This window comes from Tepidimonas fonticaldi, assembly GCF_007556755.1.
In the GTDB taxonomy this organism is placed as follows: domain Bacteria; phylum Pseudomonadota; class Gammaproteobacteria; order Burkholderiales; family Burkholderiaceae_C; genus Tepidimonas; species Tepidimonas fonticaldi.
In genome coordinates this window covers 18,941-40,699 of sequence record NZ_VJOO01000003.1, presented here as the reverse complement: position 1 = coordinate 40,699, position 21,759 = coordinate 18,941, and the positions used below count along the sequence as shown (strand labels likewise).

Annotated in this window: 25 protein-coding genes and 1 tRNA gene; 17 read left to right on the top strand and 9 right to left on the bottom strand. The window is 67.6% G+C overall.

Annotated elements, in window-relative coordinates; genetic code table 11:
• Positions 1 to 54 precede the first annotated feature (54 nt).
• Positions 55 to 330, top strand: a complete 276-nt coding sequence (locus Tfont_RS02395) for a type II toxin-antitoxin system Phd/YefM family antitoxin (RefSeq protein WP_143968248.1) — start codon at positions 55 to 57, stop codon at positions 328 to 330.
• On the top strand, positions 330 to 671 hold the full coding sequence (locus Tfont_RS02390; protein ID WP_143968247.1) for a type II toxin-antitoxin system RelE/ParE family toxin: 342 nt from the start codon (positions 330 to 332) through the stop codon (positions 669 to 671). The genes Tfont_RS02395 and Tfont_RS02390 overlap by 1 nt, the downstream gene beginning before the upstream one ends.
• A gap of 26 nt (positions 672 to 697) precedes the next feature.
• Here the strand turns inward: Tfont_RS02390 and Tfont_RS02385 are convergent.
• The 3 genes from Tfont_RS02385 to Tfont_RS02375 form a co-directional block, all read right to left on the bottom strand.
• Positions 698 to 784: transfer RNA gene (locus Tfont_RS02385), tRNA-Leu, on the bottom strand.
• 56 nt (positions 785 to 840) lie between these two features.
• Complete coding sequence (locus tag Tfont_RS02380) at positions 841 to 1,155, bottom strand: HigA family addiction module antitoxin (protein WP_143968246.1); 315 nt, start codon at positions 1,153 to 1,155, stop codon at positions 841 to 843.
• 14 nt (positions 1,156 to 1,169) lie between these two features.
• The gene (locus Tfont_RS02375; RefSeq protein WP_068608592.1) at positions 1,170 to 1,448 is read right to left on the bottom strand and encodes a type II toxin-antitoxin system RelE/ParE family toxin; all 279 of its coding nucleotides are present in this window, start codon (positions 1,446 to 1,448) and stop codon (positions 1,170 to 1,172) included.
• A 144-nt stretch (positions 1,449 to 1,592) separates the two neighbouring features.
• On the opposite strand from Tfont_RS02375, the gene Tfont_RS02370 reads away from it, so the two are divergent.
• On the top strand, positions 1,593 to 2,216 hold the full coding sequence (locus Tfont_RS02370; protein ID WP_068608594.1) for a DUF6806 family protein: 624 nt from the start codon (positions 1,593 to 1,595) through the stop codon (positions 2,214 to 2,216).
• 4 nt (positions 2,217 to 2,220) lie between these two features.
• Here the strand turns inward: Tfont_RS02370 and Tfont_RS02365 are convergent, their stop codons facing one another.
• Together Tfont_RS02365 and Tfont_RS02360 are read right to left on the bottom strand one after the other, a co-directional pair.
• The gene (locus Tfont_RS02365) at positions 2,221 to 3,771 is read right to left on the bottom strand and encodes a fumarate hydratase (RefSeq protein WP_068608597.1); all 1,551 of its coding nucleotides are present in this window, start codon (positions 3,769 to 3,771) and stop codon (positions 2,221 to 2,223) included.
• Between the two features lie 67 nt (positions 3,772 to 3,838).
• Entirely contained in the window at positions 3,839 to 4,429 is a 591-nt protein-coding gene (locus Tfont_RS02360; RefSeq protein WP_143968245.1) for a TIGR00645 family protein, read from the bottom strand.
• Positions 4,430 to 4,584: 155 nt separating this feature from the next.
• Between Tfont_RS02360 and acs the strand changes: the two genes are divergently transcribed.
• Entirely contained in the window at positions 4,585 to 6,579 is a 1,995-nt protein-coding gene (gene acs / locus Tfont_RS02355; RefSeq protein ID WP_143968244.1) for an acetate--CoA ligase, read from the top strand.
• Positions 6,580 to 6,698: 119 nt separating this feature from the next.
• Here the strand turns inward: acs and Tfont_RS02350 are convergent, their stop codons facing one another.
• On the bottom strand, positions 6,699 to 7,004 hold the full coding sequence (locus tag Tfont_RS02350; protein ID WP_143968243.1) for a c-type cytochrome: 306 nt from the start codon (positions 7,002 to 7,004) through the stop codon (positions 6,699 to 6,701).
• Positions 7,005 to 7,169: 165 nt separating this feature from the next.
• On the opposite strand from Tfont_RS02350, the gene Tfont_RS02345 reads away from it, so the two are divergent.
• Positions 7,170 to 7,409 carry a TIGR04438 family Trp-rich protein gene (locus tag Tfont_RS02345; protein ID WP_143968242.1) on the top strand — a complete coding sequence of 80 codons (240 nt, stop codon included), beginning with the start codon at positions 7,170 to 7,172 and terminating at the stop codon, positions 7,407 to 7,409.
• A 113-nt stretch (positions 7,410 to 7,522) separates the two neighbouring features.
• Positions 7,523 to 9,436 (top strand): dihydroxy-acid dehydratase, encoded by a 1,914-nt coding sequence (gene ilvD / locus Tfont_RS02340; protein ID WP_143968241.1) that lies wholly within the window; start codon positions 7,523 to 7,525, stop codon positions 9,434 to 9,436.
• Positions 9,437 to 9,443: 7 nt separating this feature from the next.
• Here ilvD and Tfont_RS02335 read toward each other — a convergent pair whose 3' ends face one another.
• Positions 9,444 to 9,680: a hypothetical protein gene (locus tag Tfont_RS02335; protein WP_143968240.1), complete on the bottom strand. Its 237-nt coding sequence runs from the start codon at positions 9,678 to 9,680 to the stop codon at positions 9,444 to 9,446.
• Positions 9,681 to 9,772: 92 nt separating this feature from the next.
• Here Tfont_RS02335 and lgt point away from each other — a divergent pair, with 92 nt between their 5' ends.
• Positions 9,773 to 10,573 carry a prolipoprotein diacylglyceryl transferase gene (gene lgt, locus Tfont_RS02330; protein ID WP_068608609.1) on the top strand — a complete coding sequence of 267 codons (801 nt, stop codon included), beginning with the start codon at positions 9,773 to 9,775 and terminating at the stop codon, positions 10,571 to 10,573.
• Positions 10,574 to 10,584: 11 nt separating this feature from the next.
• The gene (locus Tfont_RS02325) at positions 10,585 to 12,138 is read left to right on the top strand and encodes a malonate--CoA ligase (RefSeq protein ID WP_143968239.1); all 1,554 of its coding nucleotides are present in this window, start codon (positions 10,585 to 10,587) and stop codon (positions 12,136 to 12,138) included.
• Between the two features lie 19 nt (positions 12,139 to 12,157).
• Here Tfont_RS02325 and Tfont_RS02320 read toward each other — a convergent pair whose 3' ends face one another.
• Positions 12,158 to 12,601, bottom strand: coding sequence for a universal stress protein (locus Tfont_RS02320; RefSeq protein WP_068608611.1), 444 nt, complete (start codon positions 12,599 to 12,601; stop codon positions 12,158 to 12,160).
• A gap of 143 nt (positions 12,602 to 12,744) precedes the next feature.
• On the opposite strand from Tfont_RS02320, the gene Tfont_RS02315 reads away from it, so the two are divergent.
• The 9 genes from Tfont_RS02315 to Tfont_RS02275 all read left to right on the top strand — a co-directional run bounded on the left by Tfont_RS02315 (position 12,745) and on the right by Tfont_RS02275 (position 20,863).
• Positions 12,745 to 15,150: a heavy metal translocating P-type ATPase gene (locus Tfont_RS02315; protein ID WP_143968238.1), complete on the top strand. Its 2,406-nt coding sequence runs from the start codon at positions 12,745 to 12,747 to the stop codon at positions 15,148 to 15,150.
• A 36-nt stretch (positions 15,151 to 15,186) separates the two neighbouring features.
• Entirely contained in the window at positions 15,187 to 15,324 is a 138-nt protein-coding gene (gene ccoS / locus Tfont_RS02310) for a cbb3-type cytochrome oxidase assembly protein CcoS (RefSeq protein ID WP_143968237.1), read from the top strand.
• A gap of 73 nt (positions 15,325 to 15,397) precedes the next feature.
• Positions 15,398 to 16,837, top strand: coding sequence for a cytochrome-c oxidase, cbb3-type subunit I (gene ccoN, locus Tfont_RS02305; RefSeq protein WP_143968236.1), 1,440 nt, complete (start codon positions 15,398 to 15,400; stop codon positions 16,835 to 16,837).
• A gap of 10 nt (positions 16,838 to 16,847) precedes the next feature.
• Positions 16,848 to 17,546, top strand: coding sequence for a cytochrome-c oxidase, cbb3-type subunit II (gene ccoO / locus Tfont_RS02300; protein ID WP_143968235.1), 699 nt, complete (start codon positions 16,848 to 16,850; stop codon positions 17,544 to 17,546).
• 12 nt (positions 17,547 to 17,558) lie between these two features.
• Entirely contained in the window at positions 17,559 to 17,696 is a 138-nt protein-coding gene (locus Tfont_RS02295; protein ID WP_068608619.1) for a cbb3-type cytochrome oxidase subunit 3, read from the top strand.
• 22 nt (positions 17,697 to 17,718) lie between these two features.
• Complete coding sequence (gene ccoP, locus Tfont_RS02290) at positions 17,719 to 18,624, top strand: cytochrome-c oxidase, cbb3-type subunit III (RefSeq protein WP_143968234.1); 906 nt, start codon at positions 17,719 to 17,721, stop codon at positions 18,622 to 18,624.
• Between the two features lie 69 nt (positions 18,625 to 18,693).
• Positions 18,694 to 20,118: a cytochrome c oxidase accessory protein CcoG gene (gene ccoG / locus Tfont_RS02285; RefSeq protein WP_143968233.1), complete on the top strand. Its 1,425-nt coding sequence runs from the start codon at positions 18,694 to 18,696 to the stop codon at positions 20,116 to 20,118.
• A 65-nt stretch (positions 20,119 to 20,183) separates the two neighbouring features.
• Entirely contained in the window at positions 20,184 to 20,486 is a 303-nt protein-coding gene (locus Tfont_RS02280) for a nitrogen fixation protein FixH (protein ID WP_185974451.1), read from the top strand.
• Positions 20,487 to 20,521: 35 nt separating this feature from the next.
• Complete coding sequence (locus Tfont_RS02275) at positions 20,522 to 20,863, top strand: hypothetical protein (RefSeq protein WP_231960307.1); 342 nt, start codon at positions 20,522 to 20,524, stop codon at positions 20,861 to 20,863.
• 48 nt (positions 20,864 to 20,911) lie between these two features.
• Here the strand turns inward: Tfont_RS02275 and fnr are convergent, their stop codons facing one another.
• The gene (gene fnr / locus Tfont_RS02270; protein WP_143968232.1) at positions 20,912 to 21,637 is read right to left on the bottom strand and encodes a fumarate/nitrate reduction transcriptional regulator Fnr; all 726 of its coding nucleotides are present in this window, start codon (positions 21,635 to 21,637) and stop codon (positions 20,912 to 20,914) included.
• Positions 21,638 to 21,759 lie beyond the last annotated feature (122 nt).

Genomic DNA, 21,759 nt, shown 5'->3' with positions numbered 1-21,759 from the left:
CCGTCAGACCTTTAAAGGTCTATATTCGGTCCCATCCATTACGACAAAACCGCCATGCGCTACTCATCCCAAGTCAAGCCCATCAGCTACCTGAAGGCCAACGCCGCCGAGGTGCTCACCCGGCTTGCCGAACAGCGCGAGCCCCTGGTCATCACCCAGAACGGCGAAGCCAAGGCCGTGCTGCAGGACGTTACGTCCTTCGAGGAAACGCAGGAGACCTTGGCCCTGTTGAAGATCCTGGCGCTGGGGCAGCAGGACGTGGAGGCCGGTCGCGTCAAGCCGGTCGCCGATGTCGTGGCGCGCCTGCGCGCAAAACGGGCCACGGCCTGATGGTCGGCAGGCCGACGCGCTACGTTGTCCTGCTGACCGAGGGTGCAGAGCAGGACGTGGAGGCGCTCTACGACTACATCGCCGAGTTCGACAGTGTGGCCAACGCCAACCACGTTCTCGACCGCTTGATGGAGGTCGTGGAGGGGCTCGCCCAGTTTCCTGAGCGCGGCAGCTATCCCCAGGAACTCGTTGCGCTGGGCATCAAGGACTACCGCCAGACGGCATTCAAGCCTTACCGGGTGATCTATCGCGTCCTGGGCAGCCGGGTCGTGATCTACCTGATCGTCGATGGTCGCCGGGACATGCAGGCGGTGCTGGCGCGCCGATTGCTGGGCGTTTGAGCCTGGCTTTGCTCTGCTAATACGGTTGGTACGGGTGGCGGGACTCGAACCCGCACGGCCGAACGGCCTCAGGATTTTAAGTCCTGTATGTCTACCGGTTCCATCACACCCGCATACCGGTTGCGGGTGACGATTCTATCGGGGGTCCGGCCCTCGGCTCGCCCGGGGCTCAAGCGGCCGCGGTGCCTTCGAAGCGGCGAATGCGCCCCAGGGCATCGGACAAAGTCGCGCGTGCCACGGCCATGTCGTGATCGGCTTGCAGCCCCATCCAAAACTCCGCGCTGTTGCCGAAGAACGCTGCCAGTCGCAGTGCCGTATCCGCCGTGATCGTGCGGCGTTCCCGCACGATGTCGTTGATGCGGGTGGCGGGCACCCCCAGTGCCAGCGCCAGCGCGTGGGGCGTCAGCCCCAGCGGGATGAGAAACTCCTCCCGCAGCACCTCGCCAGGATGGATGGGCCGCATGCCCGGCGCCACAGTGTCCATGGTATCTGCCCCTTTCAGTGATAGTCCACGATCTCGACGTCGTAGGCGTCGCCATCGACGAAGCGGAAACACACCCGCCACTGGTCATAGATGCGGATGCTGTGCAGCCCGTTGCGGTCGCCGTGCAAGGCTTCGAGTCGGTTGTTGGGCGGAATGCGCAGATCATCCAACCGGGCGGAGCGGTGCACCATCGCCAGCTTACGCTCCGCCACGGCTCGGATGTTCACGAAGCGCGGCACGGACCGCCCGGCGAAAAGCGCTTCGGTGTCGCGGCAGCGGAACGACCGGATCATGTCGATGAGTTTACCATTGAGCGGTAAACGCCAAGCGTTAACATACCGGTCTGCTTCTTTCGCCCGCTGGCCGGGTGGTACTTTTCTGCGCTTGCCTCCAGACCCCCGCCGTACAATCGCAGCTTTGACCCAGCGGTGGCGACCATGAGCCAAGACAACCCTCCGTTCGAGATCCACGTGCATGGCGACATCCGCCTGCGTGATGACGTGGACTACACCCATATCCAGGAGGCGCTGCGGCCGTTGTGGAAGTATGTCGGCGCGCGCTCGCTGATCGATGCCGCAGCCAGTTCCTACGAAGAAGAACCGGGCATCCGCTTCGACCCGCAGGAGCACGTCCTGCAGATGTGCTGGACCATCGAAGGCGACGACGATTTTCGGCTGGCCATCGAGGAGGCCTGCATGGGCCTCAACGAGATCGCGGCCACTGGCGCGGCGATCGAGGTGTCGTTCTACGACCTCGATTTCGACGAGGAAGAGGCCCCGCCCGATGCCGAGGCGCGCGACGATTTTCTGATGTGCTTCGTCGGCCCGACGCCGGCGGCCATCATGCAGGTTCAGCGCGATCTGCTGGTGCAGGATGTCGTGCAGCTGATGGAGCGGCATTTCGACGCCTCCGAGCTGGGCGGCGTGGTCGAGGCCATCGACCGCCTGTTCTCCAGCCGCTTCGACGCCATGGTGAACTCGCTGCAGCTCGGCCGCCCTCCGCGCGGCGCAGGCCCCGGCGGCGGGCACGGTGGCCCGCGCAAGCCGCGGCACCTGCACTGATCGATCAGCCCGCCGTCACGGCGATGCCCTTGAACTCGCCGCTGGCTATGCGCTGGCGCCACTCGGCCGGGCCGCTTTGGTGCACGCTGTTGCCGGTGGCGTCCACGGCCACGGTCACTGGCATGTCCTGCACCTCGAACTCGTAGATGGCTTCCATGCCCAGGTCCTCGAAGCCCACCACGCGGGCCGCCTTGATGGCCTTGGCCACCAGATAGGCCGCGCCGCCCACGGCCATCAGGTAGGCGCTGCGGTTGTCGCGGATGGCCTCGATGGCCACCGGGCCGCGCTCGCTCTTGCCGATCATGGAAATCAGCCCGGTCTTCTCCAGCATCATGCGGGTGAACTTGTCCATGCGGGTGGCGGTGGTGGGGCCGGCGGGGCCGACCACCTCGTCGCGCACCGGGTCCACCGGGCCGACGTAGTAGATCACGCGGTTGGTGAAGTCCACCGGCAGCTTCTCGCCCTTGGCCAACATGTCGGCAATGCGCTTGTGCGCGGCGTCACGGCCGGTGAGCATCTTGCCGTTGAGCAGCAGCTTTTGCCCCGCCTTCCAGGACGCCACCTCCTCCTTGGTCAGGGTGTCCAGGTTGACACGGGTGGCGCTCTGGGTGTCGGGCGTCCAGGTCACGGCGGGCCAGTCTTCCAGCTTCGGGGGTTCCAGCTTGGCCGGGCCGCTGCCGTCCAGGTGGAAGTGCACATGGCGCGTGGCCGCGCAGTTGGGGATCATCGCCACCGGCAGGCTGGCCGCATGGGTGGGGTAGTCCAGGATCTTGACGTCCACCACGGTCGTCAGGCCCCCCAGCCCTTGCGCACCGATGCCCAACGCGTTGACCTTCTCGTACAACTCCAGCCGCAGCTCTTCCACGCGGGTGAGCGCGGCGCCGGAACGCTTCTTGTCGATCAACTCGTGGATGTCCACCGGCGCCATCAGCGATTCCTTGGCCAGCAGCATGGCCTTCTCCGGCGTGCCGCCGATGCCAATGCCCAGGATGCCCGGCGGGCACCAGCCCGCGCCCATGGTCGGCACGGTCTTGAGCACCCAGTCCACGATGGAGTCCGACGGGTTGAGCATGACCATCTTGGTCTTGTTCTCCGAGCCGCCACCCTTGGCGGCGCAGATGACCTCGATGCCATCGCCGGGCACGATCTCGTAGTGCACCACGGCCGGGGTGTTGTCCTTGGTGTTCTTGCGCGCGCCGGCCGGGTCCGCCAGCACCGAGGCGCGCAGCGGGTTGTCGGGGTTGAGGTAGGCGCGGCGCACGCCTTCGTTGACCATGTCCTGCACGCTCATCGTGGCGTCGGGCCAGGTCACATTCATGCCCACCTTCAGGAACACGACCGCGATGCCGGTGTCCTGGCAGATCGGGCGGTGGCCCTCGGCGCTCAGGCGGCTGTTGGTCAGGATTTGCGCGATGGCGTCCTTGGCGGCCGGGCTTTGCTCGCGCTCGTAGGCTTTGCCCAGCGCCTGGATGTAGTCCAGCGGATGGTAGAAGCTGATGTACTGGAAGGCGTCGGCGATGGACTGGATCAGGTCTTCCTGGCGGATGGCGGTCATGGTGGGTTCCCTTGACGTAACGGCAGCGCGCCACGCCATCCCCGGCACGGCGCGACGGGGGCGGGCGTCAGTGGTCGTCGTCGCCCGGGTGGTGGATCAGCTTCTCGGTCAACGCGATCGCCAGCGCGCTCAGCAGAAACACCGCATGGATCACGGTCTGCCACAGCAGCACCTTGTCGGTGTAGTTGGCCGCGTTGATGAAGGTCTTGAGCAGGTGGATCGAGCTGATGCCGATGATGGCCGTGGCGAGCTTGACCTTGAGCACGCCGGCGTTGACGTGGTTGAGCCACTCCGGCTGGTCCGGGTGCCCTTCCAGCCGCAGGCGGCTCACGAAGGTTTCGTAACCGCCGACGATGACCATGATCAGCAGGTTGCTGATCATCACCACGTCGATCAGGGCCAGCACCACCAGCATGATGATGGTTTCGTTGAGGCCGTCCAGCTTGGCCGAGGTGACGTAGCCGATGCTCGTGACCAGCTTGTCCAGCGCGGCTTCGTTGCCAAACGCCGCTTCGATCAGGTGCACCAATTCCACCCAGAAGTGGTACACATACACCGCTTGCGCCACGATCAGGCCGATGTACAGTGGCAGTTGCAGCCAGCGGCTCGCGAAGATCAGTTTCGGCAGCGGCGGGATCGGCTTGTTTAACTGGGTCATGAAGCGCTCGGTAACGGATCTGGCGCGCCAATTGTAGTGGCGGGGTCTGCCGTGCCGGCGGGCTGCGCCTTTGCGTAAGGGCCTCGTCAGAGACCCGCTGCACAGTTGCCGGCTGTCGTTGTCCCCATTCCAAACGTCCTGAGGAGACCCCCGACATGGCTGAATCGACCTCTGCCATCACTTCGATGCTGGTGGAAAACCGCGTTTTCGATCCCCATCCGTCGCTGGCGGCCCAGGCGCGCGTGTCCGGCATGGACGCCTACCGTGCCTTGTGTGCCGAGGCCGAGGCCGATTTCGAGGGCTTCTGGGCCCGCCGCGCGCGCGAGCTGCTGGTCTGGCACAAGCCCTTCACCCAGGTGCTGGACGAGTCCAACAAGCCGTTCTATCGGTGGTTTGCCGACGGTGAGTTGAACGCCTCGTACAACTGCCTGGACCGCCACATGGGCACCCCCGTCGAGAACAAGACGGCCATCGTCTTCGAGGCCGACGACGGGGCGGTCACCCGCGTCACCTACAAGGAACTGCTGGCGCGCGTCAGCCAGTTTGCCAACGCCCTCAAGAGCCTGGGCGTCAAGAAAGGCGACCGCGTCGTCATCTACATGCCCATGACCATCGAGGGCGTGGTGGCGATGCAGGCCTGTGCGCGCATCGGCGCCACGCACAGCGTGGTGTTCGGGGGCTTCTCGGCCAAGGCGCTGCAGGAGCGCATCCAGGACGCCGGCGCGGTGGCCGTCATCACCGCCAACTACCAGATGCGCGGCGGCAAGGAACTGCCCCTGAAGGCCGTCGTGGACGAGGGCATCGCCATGGGCGGGTGCGAGTCGGTGCGCCACGTCGTGGTGTTCCAGCGCACCGCCACCGCCTGCGCCATGGTCCCCGGCCGCGATGTGTGGATGCACGAGGCGCTCGCGGGGCAGCCCACCGAATGCGCCCCCGAGTGGGTCGGCGCCGAGCACCCGCTGTTCGTGCTCTACACCTCCGGCTCCACCGGCAAGCCCAAGGGCGTGCAGCACTCCACCGGCGGCTACCTGCTGTGGGCCAAGCAGACCATGCTGTGGACCTTCGACCTGAAGGACAGCGACGTCTTCTGGTGCACGGCCGACATCGGCTGGATCACTGGCCACACCTACGTCGCCTACGGTCCGCTGGCGGCGGGCGCCACGCAGATCGTCTTCGAGGGCGTGCCGACCTACCCCAACGCCGGGCGCTTCTGGCAGATGATCGAGCGCCACAAGGCCACCATTTTTTACACCGCGCCGACCGCGATCCGCTCGCTCATCAAGGCCAGCGACACCGACGACAAGGTCCACCCGAAGAACTGGGACCTGTCCAGCCTGCGCATCCTCGGCTCGGTGGGCGAGCCGATCAACCCCGAGGCGTGGATGTGGTACTACAAGCACGTCGGCGGCGAGCGCTGCCCGATCGTCGACACCTTCTGGCAGACCGAGACGGGTGGCCACATGATCACGCCGCTGCCGGGCGCCACGCCGCTGGTGCCGGGCTCGTGCACGCTGCCGCTGCCCGGCATCTTCGCCGCCATCGTCGATGAGCAGGGCAACGACATGCCGAATGGCCAGGGCGGCATCCTGGTCGTCAAGAAGCCGTGGCCGTCGATGATCCGCACCATCTGGGGCGACCCGGAGCGCTTCAAGAAGAGCTACTTCCCCGAGGAGCTCAAGGGTTACTACCTGGCCGGCGACGGCGCCGTGCGCTCCGAGGATCGCGGCTACTTCCGCATCACCGGCCGCATCGACGACGTGCTCAACGTCAGCGGCCACCGCATGGGCACGATGGAGATCGAGTCGGCGCTGGTGGCCAAGACCGACCTCGTCGCCGAGGCCGCGGTGGTCGGCCGCCCGGACGACCTGACCGGCGAGGCCATCGTCGCCTTCGTCGTGCTCAAGCGCCCGCTGCCGCAGGGCGAGGAGGCCAAGCAGATCGCCAACGAGCTGCGCAACTGGGTGGCCAAGGAAATCGGCCCGATCGCCAAGCCCAAGGACATCCGCTTCGGCGAGAACCTGCCCAAGACCCGCTCCGGCAAGATCATGCGCCGCCTGCTGCGCGCGATCGCCAAGGGCGAGGCGATCACGCAGGACGTCTCCACGCTGGAGAACCCGCACATCCTGGAGCAGCTGGCCAAGACCAACTGACGCCGGCGCTGCGGCGGCCGCCGACGGGCGGCAAAACAAAAAGCCTCGCGATCCGCGAGGCTTTTTTGTGGCTGGCGAGCCACCGTCCACCGCCCGGCCGGGCCGGGCGGGCCGGCGCATCACTTCAGGCTCAGCACCCAGGCGGCCAGCTTCTTGGCTTCGGCCTCGTTGACCTGCGGGTTGGCCGGCATCGGGATGGCGCCCCACACGCCCGAGCCACCCTTTTGGATCTTGGTGGCCAGCATGTCGACCGCCTTGGCATCGCCGGCGTATTTCTTGGCGATGTCCTTGTACGCGGGGCCGACGAGCTTTTTGTCGGTGGCGTGGCAGGCCATGCAGTTCTTGGCCTTGGCCAGGGCTTCGTCGGCCAGGGCCGGCGCGGAGACGACAGCGGTCGCGGCCAGGATGAGCAGAGCGCGTTTCATGGTGTCTTTCCCGTGAAGGTTGAGGAAGGAGCGGCAGACGGAAGGCATTCTAGCGGGACGCCCGTCGGGCACAATCCGTCTTTACAGCTTGTTGCAAACGATACGTCCGCGGGCGATTCCTGGGGTTTCACAGGGGTTTCGCCGCTCGGTTCCAGGAGTGTGGCCATGGGCTTTCTCGTGCTGGGCGTGGTCTTGCTGATTCTCAAGTGGGCGGCCATCGGCCCGGTGGCGCAGTGGTCGTGGACCTGGGTGCTCGCGCCGTTTGCCCTGGCCGCACTGTGGTGGTGGTGGGCGGACTGGTCGGGCTACACCAAGCGCCGCGCGATGCGCCGCGACGAGGCCCGCAAGGCGGCCCGCCTCGAGAAAGCCCGCGCCAGCCTGCGGCCCCCGAAGTTCCGTCCCTGAGGTGCCACCCCACGTGTCGCCGGCCGGCGGCTGCGCTGGCACAATGACACGGCAGACCCGAGCGGCGGTTGCCCGCGCAGCCGCCATCCCCTGATCCCATCCCGCATCGATCCATGCCCACCTATCGCTCCCGCACCACCACGCAAGGCCGCAACATGGCCGGCGCGCGCGCCCTGTGGCGCGCCACCGGCATGAAGGACGGCGACTTCGACAAGCCCATCATCGCCGTGGCCAACTCGTTCACGCAGTTCGTGCCCGGCCATGTGCACCTGAAGGATCTGGGTCAGTTGGTGGCGCGCGAGATCGAGGCCGCCGGTGGCGTGGCCAAGGAGTTCAACACCATCGCCGTGGACGACGGCATCGCGATGGGCCACGACGGCATGCTGTATTCGCTGCCCAGCCGCGAGCTGATCGCCGACAGCGTCGAGTACATGGTCAGCGCGCACTGCGCCGACGCGCTGGTGTGCATCTCCAACTGCGACAAGATCACGCCGGGCATGCTGATGGCGGCGATGCGCCTCAACATCCCGACCGTGTTCGTCTCCGGCGGCCCCATGGAGGCCGGCAAGGTGCGCCTGGCCGTGCCCGGCGAGCAGGCGGTGCAGATCAAAAAGCTCGACCTGGTCGACGCCATGGTCATGGCCGCCGACCCGCACGTGGACGACGCCACGGTGGCCGAGGTCGAGCGCTCGGCCTGCCCGACCTGCGGTTCGTGCTCGGGCATGTTCACCGCCAACTCGATGAACTGCCTGACCGAGGCGCTGGGCCTGTCGCTGCCGGGCAACGGCACGGTGCTGGCCACGCACGCCGACCGCGAGCAGCTGTTCCGCCGCGCCGGCCGGCTGATCGTCGAGCTGGCGCGCCGCTACTACGAGCAGGACGACGCCTCGGTCCTGCCGCGCTCGATCGCCACCTTCGAGGCGTTCGAGAACGCGATGTCGCTCGACATCGCGATGGGCGGCTCCACCAACACCGTGCTGCACCTGCTGGCCACCGCGCGCGAGGCTGAGGTGAACTTCACCATGGCCGACATCGACCGCCTGTCGCGCCGCGTGCCGACGCTGTGCAAGGTGGCGCCCAACACCAACAAGTACCACATCGAGGACGTGCACCGCGCCGGCGGCATCATGGGCATCCTCGGCGAGCTGGCGCGCGCCGGTCTGCTGCACACCAACGCCCGCACCGTGCACAGCCCCACGCTGGCGGAGGCGCTGGCGCACTGGGACGTGATGGTCACCCAGTCGGAGGAGGTGCGCACCTTCTACCGCGCCGGCCCGGCCGGCATCCCGACGCAGCAGCCGTTCAGCCAGAGCACGCGCTGGCCGACGCTGGACCTGGACCGCCGCGAGGGCTGCATCCGCTCGGTGGAACACGCCTACTCGCGCGACGGCGGGCTGGCGGTGCTGTACGGCAACTTGGCGCAGGACGGCTGCATCGTCAAGACCGCCGGCATCGACGAGAGCATGTTCGAGGTCGAGCAGCTGCGCTACACCACCAGCGTGCCGACCTCGGTGCTGCGCGTCTTCGAAGGGCCGGCGCGCGTGTTCGAGAGCCAGGACGCGGCGGTGGAGGGCATTCTGGGCGATCAGGTCCAGCCCGGCGACGTGGTCGTCATCCGCTATGAAGGCCCGCGCGGCGGCCCCGGCATGCAGGAGATGCTCTACCCGACCTCGTACCTGAAGTCCAAGGGTCTCGGCAAGGTCTGCGCGCTGCTGACCGACGGGCGCTTCTCCGGCGGCACCTCGGGGCTGTCGATCGGCCACGTCTCGCCGGAGGCGGCCGCCGGCGGCACGATCGGGCTGGTGCGCGACGGCGACCGCATCCGCATCGACGTCACGCGCCGCAGCATCGAGCTGCTGGTCAGCGACGAGGAGCTGGCTGCGCGCCGCGCCGAGCAGGACCGCCTCGGCTGGAAGCCGGCCAAGCCGCGCGCACGCAAGGTCTCGGCCGCGCTGCGCGCCTACGCGCATTGGGCCACCTCCGCCGACCGGGGCGCCGTGCGGGATTTGTCCGGCCTGGACGACTGACGCCCGGTCAGCCGCGCACGCGTCTGCGTGTCCAGGCGGCACGCAGCGCGACGAACAGCACCAGGACCTCCTCCTGCGTCAAATCCGGAAAATGCTCCCGCACCCGCAGCGGAACGTGGTGGGTGAGGGCGTGCCCGGCGATGCCTTGGTGGGGGTCGAGCAGCGGCTGGCAGAGTTCGAACGCTTCTTCGAAGACCGCCCGCACCCGGTGGTAGCGGCGCTGGCCGTCGGTGCGGACTTCCATGGTGTCCCTCCTTCGTGCGGACATGTGTTCTGTCATCCGATCGTCACCATGATAACGGGCGGCCGTCGGCGGCCATCGAGTACCATCGGCGCATGTTGATGCATCCCCAATTCGACCCGGTGGCCATTCGCATCGGGCCGCTGGCCGTGCACTGGTACGGCCTGATGTATTTGGCCGGCTTCGCCATGTTCGTCTGGCTGGGGCGACGGCGCCTGCGGCACGAGCCCTACCGAACGCTCGGCTGGCAGCCGCGGGATGTGGAGGACATCCTGTTTTGGGGCGTGCTGGGCGTGATCCTGGGTGGGCGCCTGGGGTATGTGCTGTTTTACAAGCCGCTCACCTACCTGGCCGAGCCGTGGCGGGTGTTTGCCGTCTGGGAAGGGGGCATGAGCTTCCACGGCGGGTTGCTCGGCGTGCTGCTGGCGATGGCGTGGTGGGCCCGCCGCCAACAGCGACCGTGGCTGCAGGTCATGGACTTCGTCGCGCCGTGCGTGCCCGTGGGGTTGGCGCTGGGCCGCATCGGCAACTTCATCAACGGCGAGCTGTGGGGCCGTCCGGCGCCGCCGGATCTGCCGTGGGCCATGGTGTTCCCCGCCGCCGGCCCGCTGCCGCGCCATCCATCGCAGCTCTACCAGTTTGCGCTGGAGGGGTTGCTGCTGTTCGTGCTCCTGTGGGCGTTTGCGCGCCGGCCTCGCCGCGTCGGCGAGGTATCGGCCGCGTTCCTCACCGGCTACGGCGTGATGCGCTTTGCCGCCGAATACTTCCGTGAGCCCGATGCCCACTTGGGCCTGTTGTCGCTGGGCCTGAGCATGGGCCAGTGGCTGAGCCTTCCGATGGTCGTGGCGGGGGTGGCCCTGTGGCTGTGGGCGCGCCGCACGCCTGTTGCCCTCTGATGACCCCGACGATGGACACCGCATCCGTGACCAATCTGTACGCCGCGCTGCGCGCCGGCTTCCCCGCCGATCTGGACACCCCCGCGATCGAGACCGACGAGGGCCTCGTCTACACCTGGCGCGACCTGGAGCGCGGCAGCGCGATGATCGCCAACCTGCTTGCGGGGCTGGATCTGCCGCCCGCCTCCCGCGTGGTCGTGCAGGTGGACAAGTCGGTCGAGGCGCTGATGCTCTACCTGGGTACCCTGCGCGCGGGCCATGTCTATGTGCCGCTCAACACCGCCTATCCGGCGGCCGAGGTCGAGTACTTCATCGACGATGCCGAGCCCGCGGTCGTCGTCTGCGCCCCGCAGCGGTTTGGCTGGGTCAGCGCCCTGGCGTTTCGGCGCGGCGCGCGGGCGGTGTTCACACTCGGGGCCGATCGCAGCGGCACGCTGCTGGATCGCGCGGCGCACCAGCCGGACCAGCAGGTGCCCGCCGCGGTCGGGGCGCAGGCGCTGGCCTCCATCATTTACACCAGCGGCACCACCGGGCGCAGCAAGGGGGCGATGCTGACGCACGGCAACCTGCTCGCCAATGCCGAGGTGCTGCGCCGCTACTGGGACTGGCGCCCGGACGACGTGCTCATCCATGTGCTGCCCATCTTCCACGTGCACGGGCTGTTCGTCGCGGTGCACGGCGCCTTGCTCAACGGCAGCCCCATGCTGTGGGCGGCCAAGTTCGACCCGTGCACCGTGCTGAATTGGTTGCCGCGCGCCACCGTCTTCATGGGGGTGCCCACGCTCTACACCCGGCTGCTGGCCGAGTCGGAGCTGACCGCCGAGCGTTGCGCGCACATGCGGCTGTTCATCAGCGGCTCGGCGCCGCTGCTGATCGAGACCTTTCGCACCTGGCAGCAGCGCACCGGCCACACCATTCTGGAGCGCTACGGCATGAGCGAGACGATCATGCTCACCTCCAACCCCTGCACGCCCGACCCCCGCTACGGTGGGCAGGCCGAGCGCCGCGGCGGCACCGTGGGTTTTCCGCTGCCGGGGGTGGCGCTGCGCATCGTCGGCGATGGCGACCGGCCGTTGCCGACCGGCGAGGTGGGCGGTGTGCAGGTGCGCGGCCCCAGCGTGTTTCAGGGCTACTGGCGCATGCCCGACAAAACCCGCGCCGAGTTCACCGCCGACGGGTGGTTTCGCACCGGGGACGTCGGTGTCATCGACGAGCGCGGCTACCTGACGCTGGTCGGCCGCAGCAAGGATCTCATCATCAGCGGGGGCTACAACGTCTACCCGGCGGAGGTGGAGGGCGCGATCAACGAACTGCCCGGCGTGGCCGAAAGCGCCGTCGTGGGTGTGCCGCACCCCGATTTTGGCGAGGTGGGCGTGGCCCTGGTGATCGCGCAGCCCGGCCACCGTATCGATCCGGACGCCGTGCTGGCCACGCTGCGCACGCGCCTGGCCAACTACAAGGTGCCCAAACGCTGCGTGGTGGTGGACGAACTGCCGCGCAACGCCATGGGCAAGGTGCAAAAAAACCTTTTGCGCGAGCGCTACCGCGACAGCTTCGCCGCCTGAACGGCGGGCGGTGCTCGCTTCAGCGCAGCACCAGCACGGGGATGTGCGAGTGCGTCAGCACCTGCTGTGTCTCGCTGCCCAGCAGCAGCCGCTTGATGCCCCGCCGCCCGTGCGACGCCATCACGATCAGGTCGCATTTGTGGCGCTTGGCCGCGGCGATGATGGCCTCGGCGATCAGGTCGGATTTGACCGTGATCGGCTTGACCTTCACCTGCCGTGCCTGGGCCAGCGTCTTGACGGCGGCCACCGTCTGGCGCGCTTCGTCCTCCCACTGCTTTTCGATCTGCCGCACCTCGGGCGTGCCAAGCGCCACCCCCCCTTCGAAATATGTCTGCGGGTAGCGCGGCACGACGCGCAACGCGACGAGCTCCGCCCCCGTCAGGTCGGCCAGGGCGATGGCGTGCTCTACGGCACGGTCGGACAGCTTGGAGCCGTCGGTGGTTACCAGGATGCGCTGGTACATGCAGGGTCTCCTCTGAAAGCAATACGGCCGGCCTGCGGGGCCCGCCCGTAACTGCCTACCATCTTGGCACGGTAACACGCGCCCCGAGTCGGGGTTTGACCTAGGTCAAGCCCGCGTGCCGGTCGATCGGGTACCGTTCGGCAATGAGCGAAACAGCCCCGCCACCGCGAGCGGCTGCAGGGGCGTCCGTCCCTGCAGCGGGGGATGGCACGCCGTTGGCCGGGGTGTGGGGCGGCCACCGCGGGCCGCTGGAGGTGCACGACGACTTCCGCGTGCTGGACGACCCGCTGGAACAGCGCGACTTCACCGACACGCGTGAGGAGGGCGGCCGCACCGTCTGCGAATCGACGCTGGTGGTGCAGGGCATGTACTGCGCCGCCTGCGCCGACACGGTGGAGGCGGCGCTGGCGGGGCGCGGCGGCGTGCTGGAGGCGCAGGTGCACGCCGCCACGCGGCGCCTGACGCTGCGCTGGGACCCGGCGCGCACGCGCCTGTCGGAGCTGGCCGAGGCGGTCGGCCGCGTCGGCTACCGGCTGCTGCCGATGCAGCAGGCGTTGGCGGTCAGCGAGCGCACGCGCGAGACGCGCCGCGCGCTGTGGCGGCTGTTCGTCGCGGGCTTTTGCATGATGCAGGTGATGATGTACACGTGGCCCGAGTACGTCACCGAGCCGGGCCAGATCCCGGCCGACCTGCTGCAGCTGCTGCGCTGGGCGTCGTGGGTGCTGAGCCTGCCGGTGCTGCTGTTCGCCAGCGGGCCGTTCTTCGGCAGCGCCTGGCGCGACCTGCGTCAGGGGCGCATCGGCATGGACGTGCCGGTGTCGCTGGGCATCCTGATCACCTTCGTCGTCAGCACGCTGGCCACCTTCGATCCCACCGGGCCGTGGGGGCACGACATCTGGTACGACTCGCTGACGATGTTCGTGTTCTTCCTGCTCGGCGGGCGTTACTTGGAGTACAAGCTGCGTGATCGCACCGCCGGCGCCCTGGACGCGCTGATGAACCGCCTGCCGGAGGTGGTGCAGCGCGAGCGCGCCGACGGCGCGCTGGAGGCGGTGTCGCTCAAGCGCCTGCAGGCCGGCGACGTGGTGCACGTGCAGGCCGGGCAGGCGTTTCCGGGCGACGGCGAGGTGCTGTCGGAGGCCGCCACGGTGGACGAGGCGCTGCTGACCGGCGAATCGCACCCGGTGACGCGCCGCCGCGGCGAGGCGGTGGTGGCCGGCAGCCACAACCTTGGCGGCACGGTGCGCGTGCGGCTGCAGCGCGTCGGGCGCGAGACGCGCTTCGCGCAGATCGTCGCGTTGATGGAGCAGGCCAGCACCGACAAGCCGCGCCTGGCGCGGCTGGCCGACCGCGTCGCCGCGCCGTTCCTGGTGGCGGTGCTGCTGGCGGCAGGGCTGGCCGGGCTGTACTGGTGGCAGTTCGACCCCAGCCGGGCGCTGGCAGTGGCGGTGGCGGTGCTGATCGTCACCTGCCCGTGCGCGCTGTCGCTGGCCACGCCGGCGGCGATGCTGGCCGCGGCCGGCGGTCTGGCGCGCCGCGGCATTCTGACGCGGCGGCTGCAGGCGTTCGAGGCGCTGGCCGCGGTGGACACGGTGGTGTTCGACAAGACCGGCACGCTGACACAGGACCGCGTGGTGGTGCGCGACGTGCTGACGCGCCCCGGCGTGACGCGCGAACAGGCCCTGGCGGCGGCTTGGCCGCTGGCGCGCGCCTCGCTGCACCCGGTGTCGCGCGCGCTGGTGGCCGCCGCCGGCGACGTGCCCGACGCCCCGGCGTGGGAAGTGCGCGAGACCCCGGGCCGGGGCCTGACCGCGCAGGGGCCGGACGGCCAGCCGTGGCGCCTGGGCTCGGCGGCGCACTGCGGGCTGGACGAGGCGGCGCTGGTCGCGGCCGGCCGCGCGCCGGCCGATGTGCCGTGCGCGCACCTGTGCGACGGGCAGGGGTGGCTGGCCACCTTCGTGCTCGACGAGGGCGTGCGCCCCGAGGCGCGCGAGGCGATTGAGCGGCTGCGCGCGCTCGGGCTGCAGGTTCGGCTGCTGTCGGGCGACCGGCTCGGCGCCGCGCAGCGCGTGGCGCGGCCGCTGGGCATCGAGCACGTCGTCGCCGGCGCCAGCCCCGAGGACAAGCTCGCCACGCTGCACCGCTGGCAGGCCGAGGGGCGGCGCGTGGCGATGGTCGGCGACGGCCTCAACGACGGCCCGGTGCTGGCCGCCGCGGATGTGTCGTTCGCGCTCGGCCACGGCGCGCCGCTGACGCAGACGCGCGCCGACCTCGTCGTGCAGAGCGGGCGGCTCACCGACATCGTGCGCACGGTGGAGATGGCGCGCGCGACGCTGCGCGTCGTGCGCCAAAATCTGGCCTGGGCGGCTGGCTACAACGCGCTGGCGGTGCCGCTGGCGGTGGCCGGCTTCATGCCGCCGTGGGCGGCGGGGCTGGGCATGGCGGCCAGCTCGCTGCTGGTCATCGGCAACGCGATGCGGCTGGGCCGCCGCGGCGCTCCGACGGCCGATGGCGCACCGTCGCCAGCGGCAGCCCCCGCGCCCGCTTGATGGGCGCCTACCCCCCGTAACTGGGAGAATCGAACGATGGAAATCCTCTACCTGCTGGTGCCGCTGTCGGTGGTGCTGGTGCTGCTGATCATCGGCCTGTTCTGGTGGGCGCTGCACTCGGGACAATTCGACAACGTGGAGCGCGAAGGCGAGCGCATCCTGCGCCAGGATTGACCTATGTCAAGGGCGCAGGGGGAGGGCTCCCGGATACTGCGCCTGGGTGATTTTCACAACAGGAGTGTTACCTATGTCTGCAACCACGGCGGCCCCTGCGACGGGGGTCTATAACGACAAGGTCGTGAGGCAGTTCGCCATCATGACCGTGGTGTGGGGCATCGTCGGCTTTCTGGTCGGCGTCATCATTGCCGCACAACTGGCCTGGCCGGAGCTCAACTTCGGCATCGAGTACCTGACGTACAGCCGGCTGCGCCCGCTGCACACCAGCGCGGTGATTTTTGCTTTCGGCGGCTCGGGCCTGTTCGCCACCGCCTATTACGTGGTGCAGCGTACCTGTCAGACGCAATTGTTTGCGCCGGCACTGGCCTCGTTCACGTTCTGGGGCTGGCAGGCCGTCATCGTGCTGGCGGCGATCACCTATCCGCTGGGCTACACCCAGGGCCGTGAATACGCCGAACTGATCTGGCCGATCGACATTCTGGTGGCCGTGGTGTGGGTGGCCTTCGCGATCGTGTTCTTCGGCACGGTGGGCACCCGCAAAGTGCGGCACATCTATGTGGCCAACTGGTTCTACGGCGCCTTCATCATCGCCGTGGCGATGCTGCACATCGTCAACAACATCCAGATCCCGACCAGCCTGACGCACTCGTACTCGGTGTACGCCGGTGTGCAGGACGCCATGGTGCAGTGGTGGTACGGCCACAACGCGGTGGGCTTCTTCCTGACCGCGGGCTTCCTGGGCATGATGTACTACTTCATCCCCAAGCAGGCCGAGCGACCGGTGTACTCCTACCGGCTGTCGATCGTGCACTTCTGGGCGCTGATCTTCACCTACATGTGGGCGGGTCCGCACCACCTGCACTACACCGCGCTGCCGGACTGGGCGCAGTCGCTCGGCATGGTGTTCTCGCTGATCCTGCTGGCGCCGAGCTGGGGCGGCATGATCAACGGCATCATGACGCTGTCGGGCGCTTGGCACAAGCTGCGTGACGATCCGATCCTGCGCTTCCTGATCGTGTCGCTGTCGTTCTACGGCATGTCGACCTTCGAAGGGCCGATGATGTCGATCAAGACCGTCAACGCCCTGAGCCACTACACCGACTGGACCATCGGCCACGTGCACTCCGGCGCGCTGGGCTGGGTGGGTCTGGTGACCATGGGTTCGCTGTACTACCTGATTCCGCGCCTGTTCGGCCAGAAGAAGATGTACAGCGTCAAGGCCATCGAGCTGCACTTCTGGATTTCGACCATCGGCATCGTGCTCTACATCGCCGCGATGTGGATCGCCGGCGTGATGCAGGGCCTGATGTGGCGCGCGGTCAACCCGGACGGCTCGCTCACCTACACCTTCGTCGAGTCGGTCAAGGCCACTTATCCGTTCTACGTGATCCGTCTGCTGGGCGGCGTGCTGTACCTGGCCGGCATGTGCGTGATGGCGTGGAACGTCTGGAAGACCGCGGCCCAGGGCAAGGTTACCCCGGTGGCCATCCCTGCCCCCGCGCACGCCTGAGGAGGACACCATGGCCAACACACAACACCAGCCGAGCGGTCACGAGCGCATCGAGACCAACAACTTCCTGATGATCGTCCTCATCACCCTGGTGGTGGCGGTGGGCGGTCTGGTGGAGATCGTGCCGCTGTTCTTCCAGCACTCCACCACCAAGCCGATCGAGGGCGTCAAGCCCTATCCGGCCTTGCAACTGGCCGGGCGTGACATCTACATCCGCGAGGGTTGCTACGCCTGCCACTCGCAGATGGTGCGCCCCTTCCACGCCGAGACGCTGCGCTACGGCCCGTACTCGGTGGCGGGTGAGTTCGTCTACGACCATCCGTTCCAGTGGGGCTCCAAGCGCACCGGTCCGGACTTGGCGCGCGTGGGCGGCCGCTACTCCGACGAGTGGCACCGCATCCACCTGATCAACCCGCGCGACCTGGTGCCGGAGTCCAACATGCCCGCCTACCCGTGGCTGGAGCGCCGCCCCGTGGACGCCGACGCGCTGCCCGTCAAGATGCGCGCGCTGCGTCAACTGGGCGTGCCGTACACGGACGAAGAGATCGCCAAGGCCACGGAAGAGGTCAAGGGCAAGACCGAGCTGGAGGCGCTCATCGCCTACCTGCAGGGTCTGGGGACCGCCCGCTCGTGGGACAAGCTGGCGCAGCCGGCCACCAAGACCGCCCAGTCCGCCGCGGGTCAAGCCGCAGCCGATGCGGCGCAGTGAGGGGGCGAGATCATGGATGTCAACGATCTGCGCGTCATCGTCACGGTGCTGAGCTTCGTGACCTTCATCGGCATCTGGGCCTGGGCCTGGTCCCGCAAGAACCGGGAGCGTTTCGAGGAAGCGGCCCAACTGCCCTTCCGCGACGAGTGAGGCCCGTCAGGAGAGAACCATCATGAGCGATTTCACCAGTGACTTCTGGCACCTCTTCGTAGCCGGCGTGACCCTGATCAGTATCCTGGCCTGCGCGTTTTTCCTGTGGGCCAGCGGCAAGACCAAGGTCACGCCCGCGGCGGACAACACCACCGGCCACGTGTGGGACGGCGACCTGCGGGAGATGAACAACCCCCTGCCGCGCTGGTGGGTGTATCTGTTCATCATCACCGTGGTGTTTGCCCTGGCCTACGGCCTGATGTACCCGATGTTCGGCAAGGTGCAGGGCCAACTGGGCTGGAGCTCCCAGGGCCAGTGGGAAGCCGAGCGGGCCAAGGCCCTGGCGGCGATCGAGCCCCTGTACGCCAAGTTCAAGGGCATGGATCCCAAGGATCTGGCAAAGGACCAGCAGGCCATGGCGGTCGGCGAGCGGCTGTACATGAACTACTGCGCCCAGTGCCACGGCTCGGACGCCCGCGGCAGCAAGGGCTTCCCCAACCTGACCGATGCCGACTGGCTGGGCGGTGACGGGCAGCCGGAGTACATCCACAAAACCATTGCCGAAGGCCGCCAGGGCATCATGCCCCCGATGGCGGCAGCGGTCGGCACGCCCGAGGATGTTCGCAACCTGGCGCACTATGTGCTGAGCCTGTCCGGTAGCCCGCACGACAGCGTGCGCGCCACGCAAGGGGCCGCCAAGTGGGGCGCCTGCGCGGCCTGCCACGGCGCGGACGGCAAGGGCATGCATGCCACCGGCGCGCCCAACCTGACCGACCAGATCTGGCTGCACGGTTGGGGTGAAGAGGCGATCATTAAAATGATCAACGAGGGCAAGACCAACGTCATGCCGGCGCAAAATGCCTTGCTGACCGATGCGCAAATCCATGTGCTGACGGGCTACGTCTGGAAGCTGTCGAATCCGAACTGATCCCGTCGCCGGGGGGCGGCGCCTGTGTGGCCCGCCTCCCGGTTTTTTTGATTCGTACCGAATACTGCCATGAGTACCAGCGCTGCCAACACGCCCCAAGGCCCGACCCCGTCGGATGAAGAGGTCGAGGTTTCCCTGTACGCGGCCCGCAAAAAGATCTATCCGCGGGCGGTGACGGGGTTGTTTACCAAGTGGCGCTGGGTCTTCGTGTGGTTGACCCAAATTGTTTTTTACGGATTGCCCTGGCTGGCCTGGAACGACCGGCAGGCCGTGCTGTTCGATCTGGAGGCGCGGCGTTTTTATATTTTTGGTCTGGTGCTGTACCCGCAGGATTTCATTTACCTGACGGGCATTCTGGTGGTATCGGCGCTGTTGCTGTTTTTGTTTACGGCGATCGCCGGGCGACTGTGGTGCGGCTACGCCTGCCCGCAGACGGTCTACACCGAAATTTATTTGTGGATGGAAAAGCTCTTCGAGGGCGACCGCTCGGCGCGCATGCGCCTGGATCAGCAGCCCTGGAGCCTGAACAAGGTGGCCCGCAAGGGCGGCAAGCATCTGGCGTGGATCGTCTTTGGGCTGTGGACGGGCTTTACGTTCGCCGGCTATTTCACGCCGATTCGCGACCTGGGCGCGGCGTTTTTGGCCTGGAACCTGGGGCCGTGGCAAACCTTCTGGATCTTCTTCTACGGCTTTGCGACCTACGGCAATGCGGGCTTCATGCGCGAGCAGGTCTGCAAATACATGTGCCCGTATGCCCGCTTCCAGAGCGCGATGTTCGACAAGGACACGATGATCGTGACCTACGACGCCAAGCGCGGCGAGCCGCGCGGCGCGCGCAAGAGGTCGGCCGACCCCAAGGCGCTGGGCCTGGGCGACTGCATTGACTGCACGCTGTGCGTGCAGGTTTGCCCCACGGGCATCGACATTCGCAATGGCTTGCAATACGAGTGCATTAGCTGCGGAGCTTGCGTCGACGTGTGCGACCAGGTGATGGAAAAAATGGGCTATCCCAAAGGCCTGGTGAAATACTCCACGCAAAATGGCATGGAGCGTGGGTGGAGCCAGGCGCAAATGATTCGGCGCGTTTTCCGTCCGCGCGTTTTGATTTACAGCTCGATCCTGTTGGCCATTGTGGCGGCTTTGGGGGTCAGCTTGTGGTTGCGGGTGCCGCTGAAGGTCGATGTGATTCGCGACCGCGGGGCGCTCGCGCGCATGGTGGAGATGGGACGCATCGAAAACGTCTACCGCATTCAGTTCATGAACGCCTCGGAGCACGAGCGCGAGCTGGCCGTGACGGTGGAGGGGCTGCCGGGCATCGAGGTCACCTCCGAGCGCAGCGTGCATCTGCTGCCCACCGAGGTGCGCTCGGTCGCCGTGCGGGTGCAGGTGCCCCCAGGCTTGCAGGCCGGCTCGCATCCCATCACATTCGGCTTCCGCACGCCGGATGGCACGATCGATGTGCGGGAGAAGACCACCTTCGTGGTGCCCCGTTGACGCCAACCCCCGGGAAAACCCCCGGGGGGCTTCGAACCCAAGAGCGATACACCAAGGCCTACACTATGTCCACGATGACCGCCCCTACGCCCGCCCCGCCGTCCCCGGCACGCCCGTGGTACCGTGAACCGTATGTCTGGATGGTGATCGGGGGGCCGCTGGTCGTGGTGGTGGCGTCCCTGGTGACGGTCACGATCGCGGTGCGCAACGCGGATACGGTGCTGCCGCGCGAGGCCGCCCCGGCGCCCGCCGTCGTGGCGCCCGATCGGATGACCCCGGAAGAGCGGCTGCAGGCCGAAAAGGCCCTGCTGCCGGCCAACCAGGGCCGCAACCACGCCGTGTCGTCGGCATTGCCCAAAAAAGATTGAGGCCCCGCCGGGGCCACACCCGAGAGGAGTGCATGATGTTGGCCCAACGCGTGATGTGGATCGCCTGGCCCGCCTTCCTGATGGCGGCGGTGATGGAAATGGTGGTGTTCGCCTTCGTCGATCCCAGCGAGTTGCATTGGGCGGGGGAGTCGCTCGGGTGGTCGCGACAGACCGTCTATACCCTGGCCTTCTTTGTTTTCTGGGGCTTGACCATGGCGGCCGGCGCGCTCACGACGCTGTTGTCCTTGTCGCCGTGGGAGGTCAACCGCTGCCCGGTTCCGCCGGATCAGCGTCCCGCGGACTGTGTCCGGGGCGATGGGGCGGTGGCCAATCCCCGCCCGTCGTGCGACGACGGGCGCTGCGGCGGCTGCGCCTGAGCGGTCTGCATTCGATAGGACTGCGCTCGAGGGGACTGGCTGGCGCCGTCAGTCCCCGCCCGGGCTGGCGTGGTTGACGATGGCGCCCAGCGCGTCGGGGTCGAGGATGCGCACATAGCGCTGCTTGACCTCGATGATCCCGTCGTCCTGAAAGCGCGAGAAGGTGCGGCTGACCGTCTCCAGCTTCATGCCGAGGTAGCTGCCGATTTCCTCGCGCGTCATGCGCAGCACCATCTCGGATTTGGAAAACCCCCGCGCGTGCAGGCGCTGCACCAGATTCAGCAGGAAGGCCGCCAGCCGCTCCTCGGCGCGCATGCTGCCCAGCAGCAACATGACGCCCTGGTCGCGCACGATCTCGCGGCTCATGATGCGGTGCACATGGTGCTGCAGCGCGCTGAATTCGCGCGAGAGCTGCTCCAGCTTGTCGAACGGCAGCACACACACCTCGGCGTCCTCCAGCGCGATCGCGGAGCAGGAGTGCTTGTCCTGCACGATGCCGTCCAGGCCCAGGATCTCCCCCGCCATCTGAAAGCCCGTGACCTGGTCGCGCCCGTCCGCCGTCGTCACGCTGGTCTTGAAAAAGCCCGAGCGCACCGCGTAGAGCGAGGTGAACGCATCGCCCGCCGCGAACAGCGCCGCGCCGCGCCGCACGCGCCGCCGATTGGCGATCAGGTTGTCGAGCTGCTCCATCTCCCCGGGGTTGAGGCCGACGGGGATGCAGAGCTCGCGCAGATTGCAACTGGAGCAGGCGACTTTGATGCTGTGCAGATCCATGGGCGCTGTGGCGTTGCCGGCCCGCAGGCCGAAGGGGGACTGTCCAATGGGGGACTGCCAAATGCGACCGATGATAACAACCGGTCGGCGTGCCCGCAGCGTTTTGTCCCGGTGGGCGTTGC

Coding starts and splice junctions, on each gene's coding strand:
- Tfont_RS02380 (WP_143968246.1), bottom strand. CDS start 1,155: ATGGACACTGTGGCGCCGGGCATGCGGCCCATCCATCCTGGCGAGGTG.
- lgt (WP_068608609.1), top strand. CDS start 9,773: ATGTTGATGCATCCCCAATTCGACCCGGTGGCCATTCGCATCGGGCCG.
- Tfont_RS02365 (WP_068608597.1), bottom strand. CDS start 3,771: ATGACCGCCATCCGCCAGGAAGACCTGATCCAGTCCATCGCCGACGCC.
- Tfont_RS02390 (WP_143968247.1), top strand. CDS start 330: ATGGTCGGCAGGCCGACGCGCTACGTTGTCCTGCTGACCGAGGGTGCA.
- Tfont_RS02370 (WP_068608594.1), top strand. CDS start 1,593: ATGAGCCAAGACAACCCTCCGTTCGAGATCCACGTGCATGGCGACATC.
- ccoN (WP_143968236.1), top strand. CDS start 15,398: ATGTCTGCAACCACGGCGGCCCCTGCGACGGGGGTCTATAACGACAAG.
- Tfont_RS02325 (WP_143968239.1), top strand. CDS start 10,585: ATGGACACCGCATCCGTGACCAATCTGTACGCCGCGCTGCGCGCCGGC.
- Tfont_RS02280 (WP_185974451.1), top strand. CDS start 20,184: ATGTCCACGATGACCGCCCCTACGCCCGCCCCGCCGTCCCCGGCACGC.
- ccoS (WP_143968237.1), top strand. CDS start 15,187: ATGGAAATCCTCTACCTGCTGGTGCCGCTGTCGGTGGTGCTGGTGCTG.
- Tfont_RS02375 (WP_068608592.1), bottom strand. CDS start 1,448: ATGATCCGGTCGTTCCGCTGCCGCGACACCGAAGCGCTTTTCGCCGGG.
- Tfont_RS02345 (WP_143968242.1), top strand. CDS start 7,170: ATGGGCTTTCTCGTGCTGGGCGTGGTCTTGCTGATTCTCAAGTGGGCG.
- Tfont_RS02360 (WP_143968245.1), bottom strand. CDS start 4,429: ATGACCCAGTTAAACAAGCCGATCCCGCCGCTGCCGAAACTGATCTTC.
- Tfont_RS02395 (WP_143968248.1), top strand. CDS start 55: ATGCGCTACTCATCCCAAGTCAAGCCCATCAGCTACCTGAAGGCCAAC.
- Tfont_RS02295 (WP_068608619.1), top strand. CDS start 17,559: ATGGATGTCAACGATCTGCGCGTCATCGTCACGGTGCTGAGCTTCGTG.
- Tfont_RS02315 (WP_143968238.1), top strand. CDS start 12,745: ATGAGCGAAACAGCCCCGCCACCGCGAGCGGCTGCAGGGGCGTCCGTC.
- ccoP (WP_143968234.1), top strand. CDS start 17,719: ATGAGCGATTTCACCAGTGACTTCTGGCACCTCTTCGTAGCCGGCGTG.
- ccoO (WP_143968235.1), top strand. CDS start 16,848: ATGGCCAACACACAACACCAGCCGAGCGGTCACGAGCGCATCGAGACC.
- Tfont_RS02275 (WP_231960307.1), top strand. CDS start 20,522: ATGTTGGCCCAACGCGTGATGTGGATCGCCTGGCCCGCCTTCCTGATG.
- ilvD (WP_143968241.1), top strand. CDS start 7,523: ATGCCCACCTATCGCTCCCGCACCACCACGCAAGGCCGCAACATGGCC.
- Tfont_RS02320 (WP_068608611.1), bottom strand. CDS start 12,601: ATGTACCAGCGCATCCTGGTAACCACCGACGGCTCCAAGCTGTCCGAC.
- fnr (WP_143968232.1), bottom strand. CDS start 21,637: ATGGATCTGCACAGCATCAAAGTCGCCTGCTCCAGTTGCAATCTGCGC.
- Tfont_RS02350 (WP_143968243.1), bottom strand. CDS start 7,004: ATGAAACGCGCTCTGCTCATCCTGGCCGCGACCGCTGTCGTCTCCGCG.
- Tfont_RS02335 (WP_143968240.1), bottom strand. CDS start 9,680: ATGGAAGTCCGCACCGACGGCCAGCGCCGCTACCACCGGGTGCGGGCG.
- ccoG (WP_143968233.1), top strand. CDS start 18,694: ATGAGTACCAGCGCTGCCAACACGCCCCAAGGCCCGACCCCGTCGGAT.
- acs (WP_143968244.1), top strand. CDS start 4,585: ATGGCTGAATCGACCTCTGCCATCACTTCGATGCTGGTGGAAAACCGC.